Source organism: Pseudomonas sp. BIGb0381 (assembly GCF_024809815.1).
Lineage (GTDB): Bacteria > Pseudomonadota > Gammaproteobacteria > Pseudomonadales > Pseudomonadaceae > Aquipseudomonas.
The window spans coordinates 602,846-622,524 of sequence record NZ_JANUEN010000003.1; the positions used below are offsets into that span (position 1 = coordinate 602,846).

Annotated in this window: 19 protein-coding genes and 1 riboswitch; of the genes, 14 read left to right on the forward strand and 5 right to left on the reverse strand. The window is 61.9% G+C overall.

The window, feature by feature from the left end; translation table 11 throughout:
• The first annotated feature begins 42 nt into the window (after nt 1-42).
• The 3 genes from relA to M2397_RS12880 all read left to right on the forward strand — a co-directional run bounded on the left by relA (nt 43) and on the right by M2397_RS12880 (nt 3,823).
• Complete coding sequence (gene relA / locus M2397_RS12870; protein WP_027603791.1) at nt 43-2,286, forward strand: GTP diphosphokinase; 2,244 nt, start codon at nt 43-45, stop codon at nt 2,284-2,286.
• 132 nt (nt 2,287-2,418) lie between these two features.
• Nucleotides 2,419-3,252 carry a nucleoside triphosphate pyrophosphohydrolase gene (gene mazG, locus M2397_RS12875; protein ID WP_131698620.1) on the forward strand — a complete coding sequence of 278 codons (834 nt, stop codon included), beginning with the start codon at nt 2,419-2,421 and terminating at the stop codon, nt 3,250-3,252.
• Between the two features lie 25 nt (nt 3,253-3,277).
• Complete coding sequence (locus M2397_RS12880) at nt 3,278-3,823, forward strand: DUF2058 domain-containing protein (RefSeq protein ID WP_028617375.1); 546 nt, start codon at nt 3,278-3,280, stop codon at nt 3,821-3,823.
• A gap of 151 nt (nt 3,824-3,974) precedes the next feature.
• Here the strand turns inward: M2397_RS12880 and M2397_RS12885 are convergent, their stop codons facing one another.
• From M2397_RS12885 to purM, 4 genes are all read right to left on the reverse strand, one after another.
• On the reverse strand, nt 3,975-4,163 hold the full coding sequence (locus tag M2397_RS12885) for a hypothetical protein (RefSeq protein ID WP_131698619.1): 189 nt from the start codon (nt 4,161-4,163) through the stop codon (nt 3,975-3,977).
• Nucleotides 4,164-4,471: 308 nt separating this feature from the next.
• The gene (locus M2397_RS12890) at nt 4,472-5,185 is read right to left on the reverse strand and encodes a DUF3108 domain-containing protein (protein ID WP_131698618.1); all 714 of its coding nucleotides are present in this window, start codon (nt 5,183-5,185) and stop codon (nt 4,472-4,474) included.
• Between the two features lie 8 nt (nt 5,186-5,193).
• Nucleotides 5,194-5,844 carry a phosphoribosylglycinamide formyltransferase gene (gene purN / locus M2397_RS12895; protein WP_259243451.1) on the reverse strand — a complete coding sequence of 217 codons (651 nt, stop codon included), beginning with the start codon at nt 5,842-5,844 and terminating at the stop codon, nt 5,194-5,196.
• Nucleotides 5,844-6,902, reverse strand: coding sequence for a phosphoribosylformylglycinamidine cyclo-ligase (purM, locus tag M2397_RS12900; RefSeq protein ID WP_014719398.1), 1,059 nt, complete (start codon nt 6,900-6,902; stop codon nt 5,844-5,846). Before purM ends, purN begins: the two co-directional genes overlap by 1 nt.
• 357 nt (nt 6,903-7,259) lie before the next feature.
• Between purM and M2397_RS12905 the strand changes: the two genes are divergently transcribed.
• The 5 genes from M2397_RS12905 (at nt 7,260) to M2397_RS12925 (ending at nt 11,859) form a co-directional block, all read left to right on the forward strand.
• Complete coding sequence (locus M2397_RS12905) at nt 7,260-8,300, forward strand: DUF2066 domain-containing protein (RefSeq protein ID WP_131698617.1); 1,041 nt, start codon at nt 7,260-7,262, stop codon at nt 8,298-8,300.
• A gap of 42 nt (nt 8,301-8,342) precedes the next feature.
• On the forward strand, nt 8,343-9,416 hold the full coding sequence (locus M2397_RS12910) for an AI-2E family transporter (RefSeq protein WP_259243453.1): 1,074 nt from the start codon (nt 8,343-8,345) through the stop codon (nt 9,414-9,416).
• Between the two features lie 203 nt (nt 9,417-9,619).
• A complete protein-coding gene (gene hda, locus M2397_RS12915) occupies nt 9,620-10,324 on the forward strand; it encodes a DnaA regulatory inactivator Hda (protein WP_027603798.1) in 705 nt (234 codons plus the stop codon).
• Nucleotides 10,325-10,533: 209 nt separating this feature from the next.
• On the forward strand, nt 10,534-11,178 hold the full coding sequence (locus M2397_RS12920) for a C40 family peptidase (protein WP_053133099.1): 645 nt from the start codon (nt 10,534-10,536) through the stop codon (nt 11,176-11,178).
• A 144-nt stretch (nt 11,179-11,322) separates the two neighbouring features.
• Entirely contained in the window at nt 11,323-11,859 is a 537-nt protein-coding gene (locus M2397_RS12925; protein ID WP_131698615.1) for a C40 family peptidase, read from the forward strand.
• A 73-nt stretch (nt 11,860-11,932) separates the two neighbouring features.
• On the opposite strand, the gene M2397_RS12930 is transcribed toward M2397_RS12925, so the two are convergent.
• Nucleotides 11,933-13,246, reverse strand: coding sequence for a sorbosone dehydrogenase family protein (locus M2397_RS12930; RefSeq protein ID WP_259243456.1), 1,314 nt, complete (start codon nt 13,244-13,246; stop codon nt 11,933-11,935).
• A gap of 99 nt (nt 13,247-13,345) precedes the next feature.
• Nucleotides 13,346-13,603, forward strand: a riboswitch (cobalamin riboswitch).
• 72 nt (nt 13,604-13,675) lie between these two features.
• Here M2397_RS12930 and cobO point away from each other — a divergent pair.
• From cobO to M2397_RS12960, 6 genes are read left to right on the forward strand one after another with little or no spacing between them, the layout of a single operon-like run.
• A complete protein-coding gene (gene cobO, locus M2397_RS12935; RefSeq protein WP_027603802.1) occupies nt 13,676-14,287 on the forward strand; it encodes a cob(I)yrinic acid a,c-diamide adenosyltransferase in 612 nt (203 codons plus the stop codon).
• Nucleotides 14,284-15,633 (forward strand): cobyrinate a,c-diamide synthase, encoded by a 1,350-nt coding sequence (locus M2397_RS12940; RefSeq protein ID WP_145336985.1) that lies wholly within the window; start codon nt 14,284-14,286, stop codon nt 15,631-15,633. The genes cobO and M2397_RS12940 overlap by 4 nt, the downstream gene beginning before the upstream one ends.
• Entirely contained in the window at nt 15,630-16,280 is a 651-nt protein-coding gene (bluB, locus tag M2397_RS12945; RefSeq protein ID WP_131698612.1) for a 5,6-dimethylbenzimidazole synthase, read from the forward strand. The genes M2397_RS12940 and bluB overlap by 4 nt, the downstream gene beginning before the upstream one ends.
• Nucleotides 16,277-17,185 carry an adenosylcobinamide-phosphate synthase CbiB gene (cbiB, locus tag M2397_RS12950; RefSeq protein ID WP_131698611.1) on the forward strand — a complete coding sequence of 303 codons (909 nt, stop codon included), beginning with the start codon at nt 16,277-16,279 and terminating at the stop codon, nt 17,183-17,185. The genes bluB and cbiB overlap by 4 nt, the downstream gene beginning before the upstream one ends.
• Nucleotides 17,178-18,167 carry a threonine-phosphate decarboxylase CobD gene (gene cobD / locus M2397_RS12955; RefSeq protein WP_131698610.1) on the forward strand — a complete coding sequence of 330 codons (990 nt, stop codon included), beginning with the start codon at nt 17,178-17,180 and terminating at the stop codon, nt 18,165-18,167. Before cbiB ends, cobD begins: the two co-directional genes overlap by 8 nt.
• Nucleotides 18,164-19,615 (forward strand): cobyric acid synthase, encoded by a 1,452-nt coding sequence (locus tag M2397_RS12960; protein ID WP_259243459.1) that lies wholly within the window; start codon nt 18,164-18,166, stop codon nt 19,613-19,615. Before cobD ends, M2397_RS12960 begins: the two co-directional genes overlap by 4 nt.
• The last annotated feature ends 64 nt before the right edge of the window (nt 19,616-19,679 follow it).

The following is a 19,679-nucleotide window of genomic DNA, read 5'->3' on the forward strand; positions in this document are numbered from 1 at the left end:
ATTTTGGCGCATCCAAGGTGCGTCGTAGGGAAGGTAAGCAAGATGGTACAGGTGAGAGCACACCAGCCGATCAACACCGACGGCAGTATCAATCTCGAGGCATGGCTGGATCATGCCATCAGTGTCGACCCGGCACTGGACCGTGAAGCCTTGAAAGCAGCCTGCGAGTTCGCTCGCGAGTCTGAGCAACAAGACAATGCAGCCAAGAACCTTTGGGCCGAAGGCACTTCCAGCTTTCGAACCGGGTTGGAAATCGCCGAGATCCTCGCCGATCTCAAGCTGGACCAGGATTCACTGATCGCCGCCGTGCTCTATCGCGGCGTGCGTGAAGGGCACATTCAGTTGCCGACCGTCAGCCAGCGTTTTGGCGCGGTTGTGGCCAAGCTGATCGACGGCGTGCTGCGCATGGCCGCCATCAGCGCCAGCCTCAGCCCGCGCCAGTCCATGGTGCTGGGCACCCAGGGCCAGGTGGAAAACCTGCGCAAGATGCTGGTGGCGATGGTCGACGATGTGCGTGTCGCCCTGATCAAGCTGGCCGAGCGCACCTGCGCGATCCGTGCGGTGAAGACCGCCGACGACGAAAAGCGCAACCGCGTCGCCCGCGAAGTCTTCGACATCTATGCGCCGCTGGCCCACCGCCTGGGTATCGGCCATATCAAGTGGGAGCTGGAGGACTTGTCCTTCCGTTACCTCGAACCGGATCAATACAAACAGATCGCCACGTTGCTGCATGAGCGGCGGCTCGACCGCGAGCGCTTTATCAGCGACGTGATGGGCCAGTTGCGCGCCGAGTTGCAGGCCACCGGGGTCGATGCCGACATCAGCGGTCGTGCCAAACACATTTATTCGATCTGGCGCAAAATGCAGCGCAAGGGCCTGGCCTTCAGCCAGATCTACGATGTGCGCGCCGTGCGCGTTCTGGTACCGGAAATGCGCGACTGCTACACCGCGCTGGGTATCGTCCATACACTGTGGCGGCACATTCCCAAGGAGTTCGACGACTACATCGCCAACCCCAAGGAAAACGGCTACCGCTCGCTGCACACCGCCGTGATCGGCCCCGAGGGCAAGGTGCTGGAAGTGCAGATCCGCACCCACGCCATGCACGAAGAGGCAGAGCTGGGCGTGTGCGCGCACTGGCGCTACAAGGGCACCGACGTCAAGGCCGGGTCCAACCAGTACGAAGAGAAAATCTCCTGGCTGCGCCAAGTGCTGGAGTGGCACGAAGAACTCGGCGACATCGGCGGCCTGGCCGAACAGCTGCGGGTGGATATCGAGCCGGACCGGGTCTACATCTTTACCCCCGACGGCCATGCCATCGACTTGCCCAAGGGCGCCACGCCGCTGGACTTCGCCTACCGTGTGCACACCGAGATCGGCCATAACTGCCGGGGCGCGAAGATCAATGGGCGCATCGTACCGCTCAACTACAGCCTGCAAACCGGCGAGCAGGTCGAGATCATCACCAGCAAGCACGGCACGCCGAGCCGCGACTGGCTGAACCCGAACCTGGGCTACATCACCACATCGCGGGCGCGGGCGAAGATCGTGCATTGGTTCAAGTTGCAGGCACGCGACCAGAACGTCGCCGCCGGCAAGACCCTGCTCGAACGCGAGCTGGGCCGCTTGGGCCTGCCGCAGGTGGACTTCGACAAGCTGGCCGAAAAAGCCAACATGAAGATTGCCGAAGACATGTTCGCCGCCCTCGGTGCCGGCGACCTGCGCCTGGCGCAACTGGTTAACCTGGCCCAGCAACTGGTCGAGCCGGAGCGCGGCAACGAACAACTGGAGCTGATCCCACGCAAAGCCACCGGCTACAAGCCCGGCAAGCGCGGCGATATCCAGATCCAGGGCGTCGGTAACCTGTTGACGCAAATCGCCGGCTGCTGCCAGCCGTTGCCGGGGGATGCCATCGTCGGCTACATCACCCAGGGCCGTGGCGTGAGCATTCACCGCCAGGACTGCGCCTCGGTGCTGCAACTGGGCGGGCGCGAGCCGGAGCGGATTATCCAGGTCAGCTGGGGCCCGGTGCCGGTGCTCACCTACCCGGTGGACATCATCATCCGTGCCTACGACCGTTCCGGCCTGCTGCGTGACGTCTCGCAAGTGCTGCTCAATGAGCGCATCAACGTGCTGGCGGTCAACACCCGCTCGAACAAAGAGGACAACACTGCGCTGATGTCCCTGACCATCGAGATTCCGGGGCTGGACGCACTGGGGCGGTTGCTGGGACGGATTTCCCAGTTGCCGAACATCATTGAGACGCGGCGCAACCGTACCCCATGATTCGCGGAATGAATGCAGGCTAAAGGTGGGAGGGGGCTTGCTCCCGATAGCAGGCTGTCAGTTGATACATCTGGTGGCTGACGCACCGCTATCGGGAGCAAGCCCCCTCCCACACTGATCGGACACAGAAAGATGTATTCACTTGAAGACCTGCTGCACCTGATGAGCCGCCTGCGAGACCCGAAATACGGGTGCCCGTGGGACATCAAGCAAACCTACGCCACCATTGTCCCGCACACCCTGGAAGAGGCCTACGAAGTGGCCGACGCCATCGAGCGCGGCGACTTCGATCATCTGCAGGGTGAGTTGGGCGACCTGTTGTTCCAAGTGGTGTATTACAGCCAGCTGGCGCGGGAAGAAGGGCGTTTCGAATTTGCCGGGGTGATCGACAGCATCACCCGCAAGCTGATTCGCCGTCATCCCCATGTGTTCCCGACCGGCGATCTGTATGCGCCGCTGGATATACCTCAGCTCAGCGAAGAACAGGTCAAGGAGCGCTGGGAGCAGATCAAGGCCGAGGAGCGTGCGGAAAAATCCGACGCGCCGGAGCAACTGTCCCTGCTGGACGATGTGCCGACTGCGTTGCCGTCCTTGTCCCGGGCCGCCAAGTTGCAGAAGCGCGCCAGCCAGGTCGGCTTCGACTGGCCATCGGCGTTGCCGGTGGTGGATAACGTGCGCGAAGAGCTGGATGAAGTGCTCGAAGCCATGGCTGACAACGACCCGGAGGCCATCGCCGATGAAGTCGGTGACCTGCTGTTCGCGGCGGTCAACTTGGCCCGTCACCTCAAGGTCGATCCGGAAACAGCACTGCGTGGCGCCAATGCAAAGTTCGAACGACGTTTCCGATTTATCGAACAGGCATTGCGCGACACCCACCAACCCATAGAAGATTGCACCCTCGAAGAGTTGGACGCCCTGTGGGGCGAAGCCAAACGTCAGGAAAAGAACGTGTCCAGCTGCGGTTGAGCAGTTGCCTAAGTGAGTAAGCACCATGAGCCTTTCCCTTCGCGACCAGTTGCTCAAAGCAGGTCTGGTCAACCAAAAGCAGGCCAAGCAGGTCGGCAAAGAAAAACAGAAGCAGCAGCGGCTGGTCCACAAGGGCCAGATCGAGGCCGATGACACCCAGGCTCGCCTGGCCGCCGAGGCGCACGCCGAGAAGGTCAAGCGTGACCAGGAACTCAACCGCCAGCAGCAGGAAAAAGCCGAGGCCAAGGCCCGTACGGCCCAGGTCAAGCAACTGATCGAGACCTCGCGCCTGCCTAAGCTGACCACCGAGGACTACTACAACTTCGTGGATGACAAGAAGGTCAAGCGCCTGTCGGTCAACACGTTGATGCGCAACAAGCTGAGCAACGGCTCCCTGGCCATCGTGCATCACGGCGGTGGCTACGAGGTGATCCCGCGTGAAGCGGCGCTGAAGATCCAGGAGCGTGCACCGGAGCGTATCGTGCAGCTCAACATCCTCACCGAAAGCCAGGTGCCGGATGAGGACGATCCGTACGCCGCTTACCAGATCCCGGATGATCTGATGTGGTAAGGCTGTAGCAACGAATGGTGGCGAGCATGCTTGCCCTGCGTTGGGCTGCGGAGCAGCCCCAGAACACACAAACCCCGCTCAAAAGGCGGGGTTTGTGTTTGATAGGCACCCCAGCTGCGTGGGGCTGGGGGGCCTACAGGATTTCGAAGTTTCAGGAGCTTTGTGCCTGGCGCTTCAACTCAAGCGATTCAAGCTCGTTTTTATAATTATGAGCATCGCTCTCGTTGTGAAACATGCCGACCAGCAGGTCTTGTTGGTGGACATCCCAGATATGAATCCCATGGCCCAGCGCTTCGTGGGACATATGTTCGTCGTCGCGTTCAGTTACTTTTACAGTCATCTGCTTGCTCCAATTTCTGGTGGGTATGCGGCAAGTCGTCGCAGGTCTTTTTATACGGTTTGTTAGCTTGCTAAGTAAACCGCTTTAGAGGTTTATGACAGAAGTTTCATGTTGGGCGGCAGCTTGATACCGGCTGTGTTGGTCATGCCGGCGCCATCGGGAGCAAGCCCCCTCCCACAGGGGAAAGTGTTCGCAGTTCAAATGTGGGAGGGGGCTTGCTCCCGATGACGGCAGACACTTGAACCCAAAACCCCCAGACGAAAAAAAGCCCCGCATTCAGCGAGGCTCTTTTCAGCTCATCAAGCCAATCAGCTGCCCTTGATGGCCTTGCCGTCAACGGTGCCGTCCTGCAGCATGATGTTGTATTCCTTGCCGTCGGTTTCCACCTGGCGCAGGGCTACCAAAATGCCGCCCAGGTCCTTGGCAAACCACATCTGGGTGATGCGCTTGCTTTGAGTCGGGTCGCGTACGCGCTCAACCTTGATCGCGTCAATGCTGCCGACCTTGGTCTGGACTTTTTCCGGGCCGATCACGCGGAAGTCGTAGGTGTCGACGTCAGTGCCTTCAACCACGTTGTAGCTCATGCTTTTCTTGCCCGCTGCGACGTCGCGTTGCAGGGCCAGCTGGTACGTCGATTTGTCGAGCATGCCGCTTTGCAGAGGGACGTTGACCGGGTCTTTGTTTTCAAAACCCGTTACTTTTTTGGTCGACGGATCGAAGTCCAGGTTGATCTTTTTGGCCTTGCCCAAACCGCCGCGTTCGAAGGTGTAGCTCTTGGGTTGCAGAGTGTCCTTATCAAACAGGATCACGCTGGTTTCGGTCAGGCTGGCGATCATCATGGAAGCCTTGAAGTTCAAGGTCCAGGTGCCGTCACCGTTCTTGGTCAGGCTGCGTTCTGCCGAACCACTCATGGGCAACTGTTTCCAGTCGGCGGTGTAGCTGGCGGAGAACGGGTGTAGATCTGCCGCTTGCACGGCAGGCAAGGCGAACAGCGCAAAAGCGAAGAGCAAGGCGCGACGCATAAAATCTCCTAGGTTCGAATCAAGTGGCCGCTGGCCGCAAGTAACTGGCCGTCCAATAATGCACCCTGGTCACCAAGAATCAACCGCCCCTCGGCAAACCAGCGCACAGCCAGCGGGTAAATCCTGTGTTCCTGGGTATGAACCCGCTGCGCAAGTGTCTGCGCGGAGTCGTCAGACTCTACCGGAACCACTGCCTGTACGACCAGAGGCCCGCCATCGAGTTCCTCGGTGACGAAGTGCACGCTGCAGCCATGCTCGCTGTCACCGGCATCCAGCGCGCGCTGGTGCGTGTGCATGCCTTTGTATTTGGGCAGCAGGGACGGGTGGATATTCAGCAGGCGCCCTTCATAGTGGCGCACGAAATCAGCGCTGAGGATGCGCATGAAACCGGCCAGTACCACGAGTTTGGGGTTGAAGGCGTCGATCAGGTCGATCAGGGCGCTGTCGAAGGCCTCGCGGCCTTCGAAAGCCTTGTGATCCAGCGAGCGGGTTTCGATACCCGCGTCCCTGGCGCGTTGCAGGCCGTAGGCGTCGCTGCGGTTGGAGATCACCGCAGCGATGCGCACCGGGCTGTCGCCGGTGCGCGTGCTGTCGATCAGGGCCTGCAAGTTACTGCCGGTGCCGGAGAGCAGCACCACGACATCACAGGTCTGGGACATCAATGCGCCTTGAGGTTCTTCAGTTCAACCTGAGCCGCGCCTTCGGCGGCGGTGGCGATCTGGCCGATGACCCAAGGCTGCTCGCCGGCTTCACGCAGAACGTTCAGCGCGGTTTCAACGTGTTCTTGCGCCACGCAGATGACCATGCCCACGCCGCAGTTCAGCACGCGGTGCATTTCGGTTTCGTTGACGTTGCCTTTCTCTTGCAGCCAGTCGAATACCGCAGGACGCTGCCAGCTGGCCACGTCGACGATCGCCTGGGCGCCTTTTGGCAGTACGCGCGGGATGTTGTCCAGCAGGCCGCCACCGGTGATGTGGGCCATGGCCTTGACGGCGCCGGTGTCCTTGATCAGCTTGAGCAGCGGCTTGACGTAAATGCGGGTCGGGGCCATCAGCAGGTCGGTCAGCGGTTTGCCGTCGAGTTGGATGTTCTCGATGTCGGCGCCGGACACTTCGATGATCTTGCGGATCAGCGAGTAGCCGTTGGAGTGCGGGCCGGACGATGGCAGGGCGAGCAGGGCGTCACCGGCAGCCACTTTGGAGCCGTCGATGATCTCGGCTTTTTCCACGACGCCGACACAGAAGCCGGCCAGGTCGTAGTCTTCGCCTTCGTACATACCTGGCATTTCAGCGGTTTCGCCGCCGACCAGGGAGCAACCCGACAGTTCGCAGCCGGCGCCGATGCCGGTCACCACCTGGGTGGCGGTCTCGACGTTCAGCTTGCCGGTGGCATAGTAGTCGAGGAAGAACAACGGCTCGGCACCGCATACCACCAGGTCGTTGACGCACATGGCCACCAGGTCGATGCCGATGCTGTCGTGCTTGTTCAGGTTCAGTGCCAGGCGCAGCTTGGTGCCCACACCGTCAGTGCCGGAAACCAATACAGGCTGCTTGTAGCCGGCCGGGATCTCGCAGAGGGCGCCAAAACCGCCCAGGCCGCCCATGACTTCGGGGCGCGCAGTGCGCTTGGCAACGCTCTTGATGCGTTCGACCAATGCTTCACCGGCGTCGATGTCTACACCGGCGTCCTTGTAGCTCAGGGAGGGTTGCTTGCTCATGATCCAGGCCTTTAGGGGGGATTCAGGGGTAACGACCGAGCGGGCAGGCGCTTTTGGTAAAAGGCCCAGCCGTTGACGGTCTGCGAAGGCGCGCGATTTTATCAGGCTTGAGGGGCAGCGGCCATCCTCGGGCCGACGGGCAGGGCACATAGATTTAAAAAAGCAGGTTAAAAAAATGCTAATCGGGTCTGTTCAGGCACGTATTAAGGTATAGCCTTTAAACCGCTGTCGTTAATGACATGGCGAAAACTTACCGGGACCCCGTGAATGTTTTAGTTGTCGCTGTGGTCACAGCCTGGCTATGCCGATTTCACGCGGTCTGTTCCAGCCGCTAAATTTGTCGTTCGGGAATCTTCCATGCGTCTGTGTAATGTCTTTTTTGTAGGCTGCTTGTCGTTGATCAGCCTGGCGAGTCATGCCGAAACTCTCAATGGCCTTTATCAAGTACTTGAACCGGTCAGCAGCCAGTCCCCGCAAGAGCGCGACCAGGCCACTCAGCGTGCGGTGCAGACCCTGGTCATCCGCCTCACCGGCGATGCCAAGGCCGCCGAAGGCCCGGGCCTGGCGGCGATTCGCAAGGATCCGCAGCAAATCATCACTCAATACGGTTACGACGCCGGCCCGCCCGAGAGCTTGCAAGTGGACTTCGATCCGGTCAGCACTGATCGCGCCTTGCGTGACGCCGGCCTGTCGATCTGGGGCAGCAACCGGCCATCGATCCTCGGCTGGTGGCTGAACGACTCCACCGAAGGCAGCAGCCTGGTCGGCGATGGTCAGGCTGTCGCCCAGGCGTTGCGCCGTGCGGCACAACACCGTGGCTTGCCGTTGCGCCTGCCGCTGGGGGATCTGGATGAGCAGGTCGTCGCCACGGCGCCGAATCTGGAAAGTGCCGACGCCACACCGTTGCGTGCCGCGTCCGAGCGCTACGGTGCCGACGCCTTGCTTGCCGTGCATGCACGCCAGGAAGGCAATCAATGGCAGGCCAAATGGCGACTATGGCTGGGCGACAAGAGCGAGCAGGGCACCGCGCAAGGCGCCGACACTGGCGCGCTGGCCGATGCGGTCATGCTGGCTGTCAGCCAAAAACTGGCGCCGCGCTTTGCGGTCAAGCCCGGTGTGAGTACCGAACAATTGCTGGAAGTGCAGGGCATGAACCTGGAGCGGTACGCGGCGTTGGGGCACCTGCTTGAGCCGTTTGGCGGTCAGCCGCAATGGGTGGATGGCAATCGTATTGTGTACCGGGTCAACGGCAGCGCCGATCAGTTGCGTACCCAGTTGAGCCTGGCCAAATTGCAGGAGGTGCCTGCGGGTGAGGCCCCAACTCAGCAACCGGTCGTCGATGGTACGCAACCGGTCGCCGCCCCGGAGCCTCAGGCGCAACTGCGTTTTCGCTGGTAAAAGTTCTTCCTATATAGATAGAAGCAAGTAATGGAGTGGTTTATGGCGGATACGCGTCGTTGGGTGTGGCTTGGCGGGATAGTCCTGCTGTGCGTTTTTGTGTTCTTGCTGCATTCGATCCTGACGCCGTTCCTGGTTGCGTTGCTGCTCGCCTATCTGTTCGATCCCGTGGTGGATCGCCTGGAAAAAGCCGGTCTGTCGCGGACCTTGGGTGTGGTTGCAGTGTTTGCGTTGTTCACGTTGATCATCACCGCGCTGGTGCTGGTGCTGGTGCCAATGCTGGCCAAGCAACTGTTTCGGCTCTATGAGCTGGCGCCGCAGATGCTCGACTGGCTGCAGCACACGGCGATGCCGTGGGCCCAAACCAAGCTCGGGCTGGCGGACGGTTTCTGGAAGTTCGACAAGGTCAAGGCGGCGATCAGCGAGCACATGGGGCAGACCACCGATATTGTGGGGGTGATCCTCAGTCAGGCGACCGCCTCCAGCCTGGCGCTGATCGGCTGGCTGACCAACCTGGTGCTGATCCCGGTGGTGGCGTTTTACCTGCTGCGCGATTGGGACATCATGATGGCCAAGATCCGCAGCCTGCTACCACGCAGCCGCGAAGAGCGCATCGTGGCCCTGGCCGGCGAGTGCCATGAGGTGCTTGGCGCCTTTGTGCGCGGGCAGTTGCTGGTGATGCTGGCACTGGGGGTCATCTACGCGGCAGGCTTGATGGCCATCGGCCTGGAGCTGGGCCTGTTGATCGGCCTGATTGCCGGCCTTGCCGCTATCGTGCCGTATATGGGCTTTGTGATCGGTATCGGCGCGGCGTTGGTAGCCGGGCTGTTCCAGTTTGGCGGCGACCTGTACCCGATGCTGGGGATTGTCGCGGTGTTCATGGTCGGCCAGGCCTTAGAGGGCATGGTGCTCACGCCGTTGCTGGTGGGGGACCGGATTGGCATGCACCCGGTGGCGGTGATCTTTGCGATCCTGGCGGGCGGCGAGCTGTTCGGCTTTACCGGCATCCTGCTGGCCCTGCCGGTGGCGGCGGTGATCATGGTGCTGGTGCGCCACATGCACGATTTGTACAAGGATTCCGACGCCTATACGGGGGTCGAAGACCCCGAGCTGTAACCGCTGCGTCATAAACCCGGCTTCGGCCGGGTTTGTTGTTTATGGGGCTACGGCGTCAAACAATCCGCTTAAAACCGGCGAGTTAACGCAAACCTTTGATTTTGCTTGTGGTCTGCTGCATTGTGCGGCCGGCGTCACGGGTATAAACTTTGCAAACTTTACACAGAGGCCACTAACGGTTCGATGGGAGCCGTTCAGTCAGCATGAAACCGATTCAGCTGCCCTTAGGTGTGCGTCTGCGTGATGACGCTACCTTTATCAATTACTACCCAGGCGCCAATGCCGCTGCACTCGGCTATGTCGAGCGGCTCTGCGAAGCCGACGCCGGGTGGACCGAAAGCCTGATCTATCTGTGGGGCAAGCACGGCGTGGGGCGTACCCACCTGTTGCAGGCTGCGTGCCTGCGTTTCGAGCAGATGGGCGAGCCGGCGGTCTACCTGCCCCTGGCCGAGTTGATGGATCGGGGCATCGGGATCTTCGACAACCTTGAGCAATACGAACTGGTGTGCCTGGACGATCTGCAGGCGGTGGCCGGCAAGGCGGATTGGGAAGAGGCGCTGTTCCATCTGTTCAACCGCTTGCGTGACAGCGGCCGGCGCTTGTTGATTGCTGCCTCTACCTCGCCACGCGAGTTGCCGGTGAAGCTGGCCGACCTCAAGTCGCGCCTGACCCTGGCGCTGATCTTCCAGATGCGCCCGCTGTCCGACGAAGACAAATTGCGCGCCCTGCAATTGCGCGCATCCCGTCGCGGCCTGCACCTCACCGATGAAGTCGGGCACTTTATCCTCACCCGTGGCACCCGCAGCATGAGCGCGTTGTTCGATTTGCTCGAACAGCTCGATCAGGCCTCTTTGCAGGCTCAACGAAAATTGACGATCCCTTTTCTCAAAGAAACTTTGGGCTGGTAACTGGTTGAATCTACGGGATTCGGCAATTTACAGGCGCCAGAAATCCTGCGTTTAAGCCACGTTGGCTACGCATTTGAACCGATAAATGGAATTACGGCTTAGATGTCATAGTCCAATCGCGAAGTCACATAGATCACGATTGAATTTGCAAATCGATGTGATAGAAGGCATAGTCTCGACTTCTTTACATACCAGCCACGGTCGTGCCCATGCTAAATCGCTTCGCACCCCTCGTGCCCCTCGCACTCGTTACCCTGTTGTTTGGTTGCGCCTCCCACCCTCAACAGGTGGTTGAGCAGCAAAAAACTCAACAACAGTCCCAGGCAAAATTCGTTGCTGCACAATCTGCTTCTGTTTATGAAGAAACGCTTTATAAAGAAGAGCAAGCAACCGAAAAGGAACTGGCCGATTTTTCCGGCAACAAGCCTTACCAGCTTCCAGTTCTGGCCGACAGCATCCTCGAACGCGGCATGTCCCTGATCGGTACCCGTTACCGTTTCGGCGGTACCTCTGAGGCCGGTTTCGACTGCAGCGGTTTTATCGGCTACCTGTTTCGTGAAGAAGCTGGCATGAACCTGCCACGCTCCACTCGCGAAATGATCAACGTTAAAGCACCGTTGGTCGCGCGCAATAACCTCAAGCCCGGTGATCTGCTTTTCTTCAGTACAGCAGGCCGTGGTCGCGTAAGCCACGCCGGTATCTACCTGGGCGATAACCAGTTTATCCACTCCAGCAGTCGTCGCAGTGGCGGTGTTCGAGTCGACAGCCTGGGCGACAGCTACTGGAGCAAAACCTTCATCGAAGCCAAGCGCGCACTCGCCATGGCCCCGACTACGGTTACCGCCAGTAAGTAAACTTAAAGTGATACTTGAAGTTTGACGTGTAAGCGCTAGAATCCCTGGACATTGTTGTAATCCGTTCGCGCGAGCTTTGCTTGCGCGTTCTGGTTTTCAGCGTTCGGCAGCGATAGCCGCATCCAGACCAGGATTGTTCTGCACATGTCGACCACAGCCCGCCTGCTCCTTATTCTCTGCGCCGCGCTTATCAGCGCCTGCGCCAGCCGGCCGCCGCCTGCTCCCGTTGCGGTCAAGCCCAAGCCGGTATTCAACTATTCCACCCAGAATTTCTCGCCTGCGGCCGAAGACGTGCTCTTTCGTGCGCTGGGTCTGGTCGGCACGCCTTACCGTTGGGGCGGCAACACGCCGGACTCGGGTTTTGATTGCAGCGGCCTGATCGGCTTTGTCTTCCGCGACGCCGCCGGCATCTCCCTGCCGCGCACCACCCGCGAACTGATCGTGATGCGCGCCCAGGACGTCAGCGAGCAGAACCTGCAGACCGGCGATTTGCTGTTCTTCGCCACCGGTGGCGGTTCCCAGGTCAGCCACGCCGGGATCTATGTGGGCGAAGGCCGCTTTGTCCATGCGCCGCAAACCGGCGGTACGGTGAAGCTGGATACCTTGTCCAAGGCGTATTGGCAGAATGCTTATCTGAGCGCCAAGCGTGTGTTGCCAGCAAATCTGGCACGTAATCCCTGAGTCAAACACCAAGCTCAATGTGGGAGGGAGCAAGCCACCTCCCACATTGGGTTTGTGTTGCTTCTAGGAGCGTTTATTTAGCCGCCGACACCCGCCACACCTTATTCCCCACATCATCCGCCACCAGCAGATCACCCTGCTGATCAATCACCACGCCCACGGGCCGGCCCATGGCTTTCTCATCGTTATCGAGGAACCCGGTCAGCACATCCACTGGCTGGCCCTTAGGCTGGCCTGCCTCGAACGGTACGAAGATCACCTTGTAGCCACTGTGTGGCTTGCGATTCCACGAGCCATGCTGGCCGATGAATGCGCCGTTGCTGAACGGCGCCGGGAGTTTGCTGCCCTCGGCGAACGTCAGGCCCAAAGACGCCGTGTGCGGCCCTACCGCATAGTCCGGCGCAATTGCCTTGGCGACCAGGTCCAGGTTCTGCGGTGTGACGCGCACATCCACATGCTGGCCGTAATAGCTGAAGGGCCAGCCATAGAACCCGCCATCCTTGACCGAGGTGATGTAGTCCGGCACCAGGTCGCTGCCGATCTCATCGCGCTCGTTTACCGCTGTCCATAGCTTGCCGCTCTGGGGTTCCCAGGCCATGCCGTTAGGGTTGCGCAGGCCGGAAGCGAAAATGCGGTGCTGGCCGCTGGCGCGATCCACTTTCCAGATAGCCGCGCGGCCCTGTTCCGCTTCAAGACCGTTCTCACCGACGTTGCTGTTGGAGCCAACGCTCACGTACAACTTGCTGCCGTCCTTGCTGGCGATCACGTTCTTGGTCCAGTGGTGATTCAGGGGGCCGCCCGGCAGGTCGACCACCTTGGTGCCAGGTGCCTTGATCGCGGTTTCGCCCGCTTGATAGGGGAAGCGCAACAGCTTGTCCGAATCGGCCACGTACAGGTCATTGCCGACCAGTGTCATGCCGAAGGGCGAGTTGAGGTTTTCCAGGAACACCGTGCGGGTCTCGGCGACGCCATCGTGATCGGCATCGCGCAACAGGGTGATGCGGTTCGGGCTTGGCACCCCGGCGCCGGCGCGGCCCATGACCTTCTCCATGACCCAGCCGCGAATGCCCGTGGAATCATCCGGTTTGGGCGGCGCATTGGTTTCTGCCACCAGCACATCGCCGTTGGGCAGCACATACAGCCAGCGCGGGTGGTCCAGGCCTTCGGCGAACGCCGCCACTTGGGTGCCGGCCGCTGCGGTCGGCTTCACGCCCTCTGGCCAACCGATTGCCGGGGCAATGTTCACGGTGGGAATCAGGGTGTTGTTTGGCTCCGGTAGCTTGGGCGATGGCCCGGTGCCGTCTGACACCTGCAGGGTGGAGCTTTCACCGCAGGCCGCGAGGGTGCCGGCGAGCATGATGAGTAGGGCGAGTCTGGTTTTATGCATGGTGTTCTCCTTGATACCTGTAAGGGTAGAGGAGGGCGCTGGTGCGATGGTTCAAGTGCAAGGCCAGCTTTAATTGACGCTCCACCCCCAACCCACTAACCTTCGCGGCTTGTTCCAGGTGCTCTGTGACCCATGGGTCGACCGAGTGAAACAGGGAAGCCGGTGAGCGAGCGCACTTGTACACAGTGCTGCCGCGATTCCGGCGCTGCCCCCGCAACGGTAAATGAGTCAAGACGGTGCCTTTTGCCACTGTATCGCCCGCGATATGGGAAGGCGCGCCGTCGGCGTGTTCGCTCTGTAGATGAGCAAGCGCGCCACTCATGAGCCCGGAGACCGGCCTGGATCATCCAACAGCATCACGGTGGGCGATGCTTGGCTGTCTGTTTTTTCCTGCCTGCCGTTTTTGTCCAGCCCCAACGGAGAGCTGCCATGACCGATACCCCCGACCGCGACGAACGCCACCTGGCGCGCATGCTGCGCAAAAAAGCCGTGATCGACGAGCGCATCGCCAATTCCCCCAATGAGTGCGGCTTGCTGCTGGTGCTGACCGGCAACGGCAAAGGCAAGAGCAGCTCCGCATTCGGCATGCTCGCGCGCGCCATGGGCCACGGCATGCAGTGTGGTGTGGTGCAGTTCATCAAGGGGCGCAACAGCACCGGTGAGGAGTTGTTCTTCCGTCGCTTCCCCGAACAGGTGCGTTTCCACGTGATGGGCGAAGGCTTCACCTGGGAGACCCAGGACCGCCAACGCGATATCGCCGCCGCCGAAGCCGCCTGGGCCGTCTCCCGTGAACTGCTGCAAGACCCCACCATCGGCCTGGTGGTGCTGGATGAGCTGAACATCGCCCTCAAGCATGGCTACCTGGACCTCGATCAGGTTCTGAGCGACCTGCAGGCCCGTCCGCCGATGCAACACGTGGTGGTCACCGGCCGTGGCGCCAAGCCTGAATTGATCGAAATGGGCGACACCGTCACCGAAATGGGCATGCTCAAGCACGCGTTCCAGGCCGGTATCAAGGCACAGAAGGGCGTCGAACTTTGAATCAGCCCCGTCATTGCCCGGCCGTCCTGATCGCCGCACCGGCGTCCGGCCAGGGCAAAACCACCGTCACCGCCGCGCTGGCCCGTTTGCACCGCAACCTGGGGCGCAAGGTGCGCGTGTTCAAATGCGGCCCGGACTTCTTGGACCCGATGATCCACGAGCGCGCCAGCGGTGCGCCGGTGTATCAGTTGGACATGTGGATGGTGGGCGAGCAGGAAAGTCGTCGCCTGCTGTGGGAAGCGGCGGGCGAGGCCGACCTGATCCTGATCGAAGGCGTGATGGGTCTGTTCGATGGCACACCGTCCAGCGCCGACCTGGCGCGGCACTTCGGCGTGCCGGTGCTCGCAGTAATCGACGGCACCGCCATGGCCCAGACCTTTGGCGCCCTGGCCCTAGGCCTGGCGCGCTATCAGCCGGACCTGCCATTCGCCGGGGTGCTGGCCAACCGCGTCGGTACCCTGCGCCATGCGCAACTGCTGGAAGGTAGCCTGACCGAAGGCCTGCGCTGGTATGGCGCACTGTCCCGCGAAACCGGGATCGAACTGCCCAGCCGCCATTTGGGCCTGGTGCAAGCCAGCGAGCTGAACGATCTCGACGTGCGCCTGGACGCCGCCGCCCAGGCATTGGGCAGCAGCTGTGAAGTTGCATTGCCGCCACCGGTGACCTTCGCCGCGCCGGAAGTGATCGCGGCCGAGCCGTTGCTGGCCGGTGTACGCATTGCGGTGGCCCGTGACGAAGCCTTCGCCTTTACCTATGGCGCCAGCCTTGACCTGCTGCGAGCGATGGGGGCCGAACTGACGTTTTTCTCGCCGATCCATGATCGCCAGCTGCCCGAGGCTGACAGCCTCTATTTGCCCGGCGGTTACCCGGAACTTCATCACCAGGCGCTGTCGGAAAACACCCCGATGCTTGAAGCTATTCGTAACCACCATGCCGCCGGCAAGCCCTTGCTCGCTGAGTGCGGCGGCATGCTCTACCTGCTGGATTCGCTCACCGATGTCGACGGCATCCGCGCCGAACTGGTCGGCCTGCTGCAAGGCGATGCGGTGATGCAAAAGAAACTGGCCGCCCTGGCCCTGCAAAGCGTCGAACTGCCGGAAGGCGTGCTGCGCGGGCACACGTATCATCATTCCCTGACCAGCACCGAGTGCCAGCCGATTGCCCGTGGCCTCAGCCCGAACGGCGGGCGCGGTGCCGAAGCGGTCTTCCGACAGGGGCGGATGACCGCCTCTTACGTGCACTTCTATTTCCCGTCGAATCCGACGGCGGTAGCCGCCTTGTTTGCGCCGGACCGAGCTGAAACCCTATCCACTGTGGGAGGGGGCTTGCCCCCAATAGGGCTATGACCGACAACGCTTTCCCCCAGGCCGACCGCGACGCCGTCTACCGCGCCATCGCCGAACGCCGCGACATGCGTCACTTCAGCGGCGGCATGGTCGCCCCCGAATTGCTGCATCGCCTGCTCCAGGCCGCGCACCAGGCCCCCAGCGTCGGCCTGATGCAGCCTTGGCGGTTTATCCGCATCAGCGACCGCGCGTTGCGAAGCCAGATTCAACAGTTGGTGGAAGAAGAGCGCGTGCGCACCGCCGAGGCGTTGGGCGAGCGCTCCGACGCGTTCATGAAGCTCAAGGTCGAAGGTATCCACGACTGCGCCGAAGTGCTGGTGGCGGCGTTGATGGATGATCGCGAGCGCCACATCTTCGGGCGGCGTACCCTGCCGGAGATGGACCTGGCGTCGCTGTCCTGTGCGATCCAGAACCTGTGGCTGGCCGCGCGGGTCGAGGGGCTGGGCATGGGCTGGGTCTCGCTGTTCGAACCCCAGGCCCTGGCCGACCTGCTGGGCCTGCCGCCCGGTGCGAAACCCCTGGCGGTCTTGTGCCTGGGGCCGGTGACGGAATTTTACCCGGCACCGATGTTGCAGCTCGAAGGCTGGACCGAGCCTCGGCCGTTGAGTGACATGTTGTATGAGAATGTGTGGGGAGTGAGTCAATGAGTGTGGCCTTGCTGTGTGTCGCTGCGGTGGCGCTGGATGCGCTGCTGGGCGAGCCCAGGCGCTGGCATCCGCTGGTGGCGTTCGGCAATTTTGCCGGGCGCATCGAGCAGCGTTTCAACAGCGGTGGCCGTGGCTGGCGCAGCCATGGCGTGACCGCGTGGTTTATCGCCGTGGTGCCGTTGACCCTGCTGGCCACCGCGTTGTCGTGGGCGCCGTATATCGGCTGGGTTCTGGAGATCCTCGCGTTGTACTGCGCCCTCGGCATGCGCAGCCTCGGCGAGCATGTGATCCCGGTGGCCCAGGCCCTGCGCAGCGATGACCTCGACGCAGCCCGCACAAGGGTGAGCTACCTGGTCAGCCGCCAGACCAGTGAGCTGGACCGCACCGAAGTCGCCCGCGCCGCCACCGAATCGGTGCTGGAAAACGGCAGCGATGCGGTGTTTGCCGCGCTGTTCTGGTTTGTCGTCGCCGGTGTGCCAGGCGTAGTGCTCTACCGCCTGAGCAACACCCTCGACGCCATGTGGGGCTATCGCAATGAACGCTTCGAGCGCTTCGGGTGGGCCGCGGCCAAGATCGACGATGTACTCAACTATATTCCTGCACGCCTGGTGGCTTTGACCTACGCCGTGCTGGGCAAAACCCGCCTGGCCCTCAAATGCTGGCGCACCCAGGGGCCGACCTGGGACAGCCCCAATGCCGGGCCGGTGATGGCATCCGGTGCAGGCGCGTTGGGCGTTGAGCTGGGTGGCGCCGCGATTTACCACGGCGAGGTGCACCATCGTCCGCAACTGGGCGAAGGCCCGGCGGCGGATGCCGACTCCATCGACCGTGGCTGGCAACTGGTGCAGCGCGGCGTATGGTTGTGGTTGCTGATTCTATGCGTGGGAGGGCAATTTTATGCTTGAGCACGGTGGCCGGCTGCGCAAGGCAGCGATTCAGTACGGGATTGCCGAGGCCGATTGGCTCGACCTTTCCAGCGGCCTCGCGCCCTGGCCGTGGCCGATCCCCGAGATTCCGCTGCGGGCCTGGGCGCGCTTGCCGGAATCGGACGACGGCCTGGAACAGGCGGCCAGCGAGTATTACGGCGCCGCGCATGTTCTGCCGGTGCCCGGCTCCCAGGCGGCGATTCAATTGCTGCCACGCCTGCGCCGTGCCGGCAAGGTCGGCGTGCTGTCGCCGTGCTACGCCGAGCACGCCGAGGCCTGGCGTCGCGCTGGTTACGTGGTGCGTGAAGTGCAGGAGCAGGAAGTCGACTTCTTCCTCGACGGCCTCGACGTGCTGGTGGTGGTCAATCCCAATAACCCCACCGGACTTAGCCTGACCCCGCAGCGCCTGCTGGACTGGCACACAAGGCTGGCCCAGCGCGGCGGCTGGCTGGTGGTGGACGAAGCGTTCATGGATGTCACCCCGCAGTTGAGCCTGGCGAACCAGGCCCATCAGGTCGGCCTGATTGTGCTGCGTTCGTTCGGCAAGTTTTTCGGCCTGGCCGGGGTGCGCCTGGGCTTTGTGCTGGCCGAACGCAGGCTGCTCAAACTGCTGGCCGAACAGGTCGGGCCGTGGGCCGTCAGCGGGCCGACGCGGGTGCTGGGCCAAGTGTGCCTGCGCGATACCGCCGGCCATGCACGGCAGCGGGCACGCTGCACCGAGGCCGCCCAGCGTTTGTTTGAAATGCTCGAACGCCGTGGCTTTCAACCCCAGGGCGGCTGCGCGTTGTTCCAATGGTTGATCACCCCGCACGCCGAGCGCATGCACGAATTCATGGCGCAACGCGGCATCTTGCTGCGCCTGTTTGTGCACAACAGCAGCGTCCGGTTTGGCCTGCCCGACACCGAGGCCGATTGGCTGCGCCTTGACGAAGCGCTGGCAGCCTACAAGGACGCCTCATGAGTACGCTGATGGTGCAAGGCACCACCTCCGATGCCGGCAAAAGTACCCTGGTGACCGCGTTGTGCCGTTGGCTGGTACGCCAGGGCATTGCCGTGGTGCCGTTCAAACCACAGAACATGGCGCTTAACAGTGCGGTGACGGCCGAGGGCGGCGAGATCGGCCGGGCCCAGGCGGTGCAGGCCCAGGCGGCCAACCTGGCGCCCCATACCGATATGAACCCGGTTCTGCTCAAGCCCAACAGCGACACCGGCTCCCAGGTGATCATCCATGGCCGCGCCGTGACCAGCATGAACGCGGTGGTCTATCACGACTACAAAGCCACCGCGATGCAGGCAGTGCTGGCTTCCCACGCGCGGTTGAGCGAAGCCTACCCGGTGGTGATGGTGGAAGGCGCAGGCTCCCCGGCCGAGATCAACCTGCGCGCCAACGACATCGCCAACATGGGTTTCGCCGAAGCGGTGGATTGCCCGGTGCTGCTGATTGCCGACATCAATCGCGGCGGGGTGTTCGCCCATCTGGTCGGCACCCTGGAATTGCTCTCGCCCAGCGAACAGGCGCGGGTCAAAGGTTTCATCATCAACCGTTTTCGCGGCGACATTGCACTGCTGCAACCCGGCCTGGATTGGTTGCAAGCACGCACCGGCAAACCGGTGGTCGGCGTATTGCCCTACGTGATGGACCTGCACCTGGAAGCCGAGGACGGCATCGACCGGCGCCAAACCGACAAGGCGGCGCAGGTGCTCAAGGTAGTTGTGCCGGTGTTGCCGCGCATCAGCAACCATACGGATTTTGATCCGCTGCGCCTGCATCCCCAAGTGGACTTGCAGTTCATCGGGCCGGGCCAGCCGATTCCGGCCGCCGACCTGATCATCCTGCCCGGCTCGAAAAGCGTGCGCAGCGACCTCGCCTACCTGCGTGCCAATGGCTGGGACACCGCCGTGGCGCGGCACTTGCGCTACGGCGGCAAGGTGCTGGGGATTTGCGGCGGCTTGCAGATGCTCGGTGAGCAGGTGCACGACCCGTTGGGCCTGGAAGGGCCAGCGGGTTCCAGCGACGGCCTGGGGCTGCTGGCGTTCAGCACCACCCTGGAAGAAGAGAAGCAACTGCGTAATGTTCGCGGGCGTTTGTTGCTGGAGGATGCCGAGGTCAGCGGGTATGAAATTCATGCGGGCGTGACGTGCGGCGCTGCCCTGTCGAACGCCGCCGTACTGCTGGAGGACGGTCGCAGTGACGGCGCGCAAAGCGCTGACGGGCAGATTCTCGGCACGTATCTGCACGGCTTGTTCGAGACCCCGGCGGCCTGCAGTGCGTTGCTGCGTTGGGCCGGGTTGCAGGCTGTGCAGGAGGTGGACTACCACGCCCTGCGCGAGCGCGATATCGAGCGCCTGGCGGATCTGGTGGAGAACCATTTGGACACCGATTTGTTGCGCAAGCTGTGTGGGGTTTAAGGGTGTACATACCCATTCCTGCGTTCGGCCAGCGTGGTTTACGGGGCGATTTCAGATCAAAAAC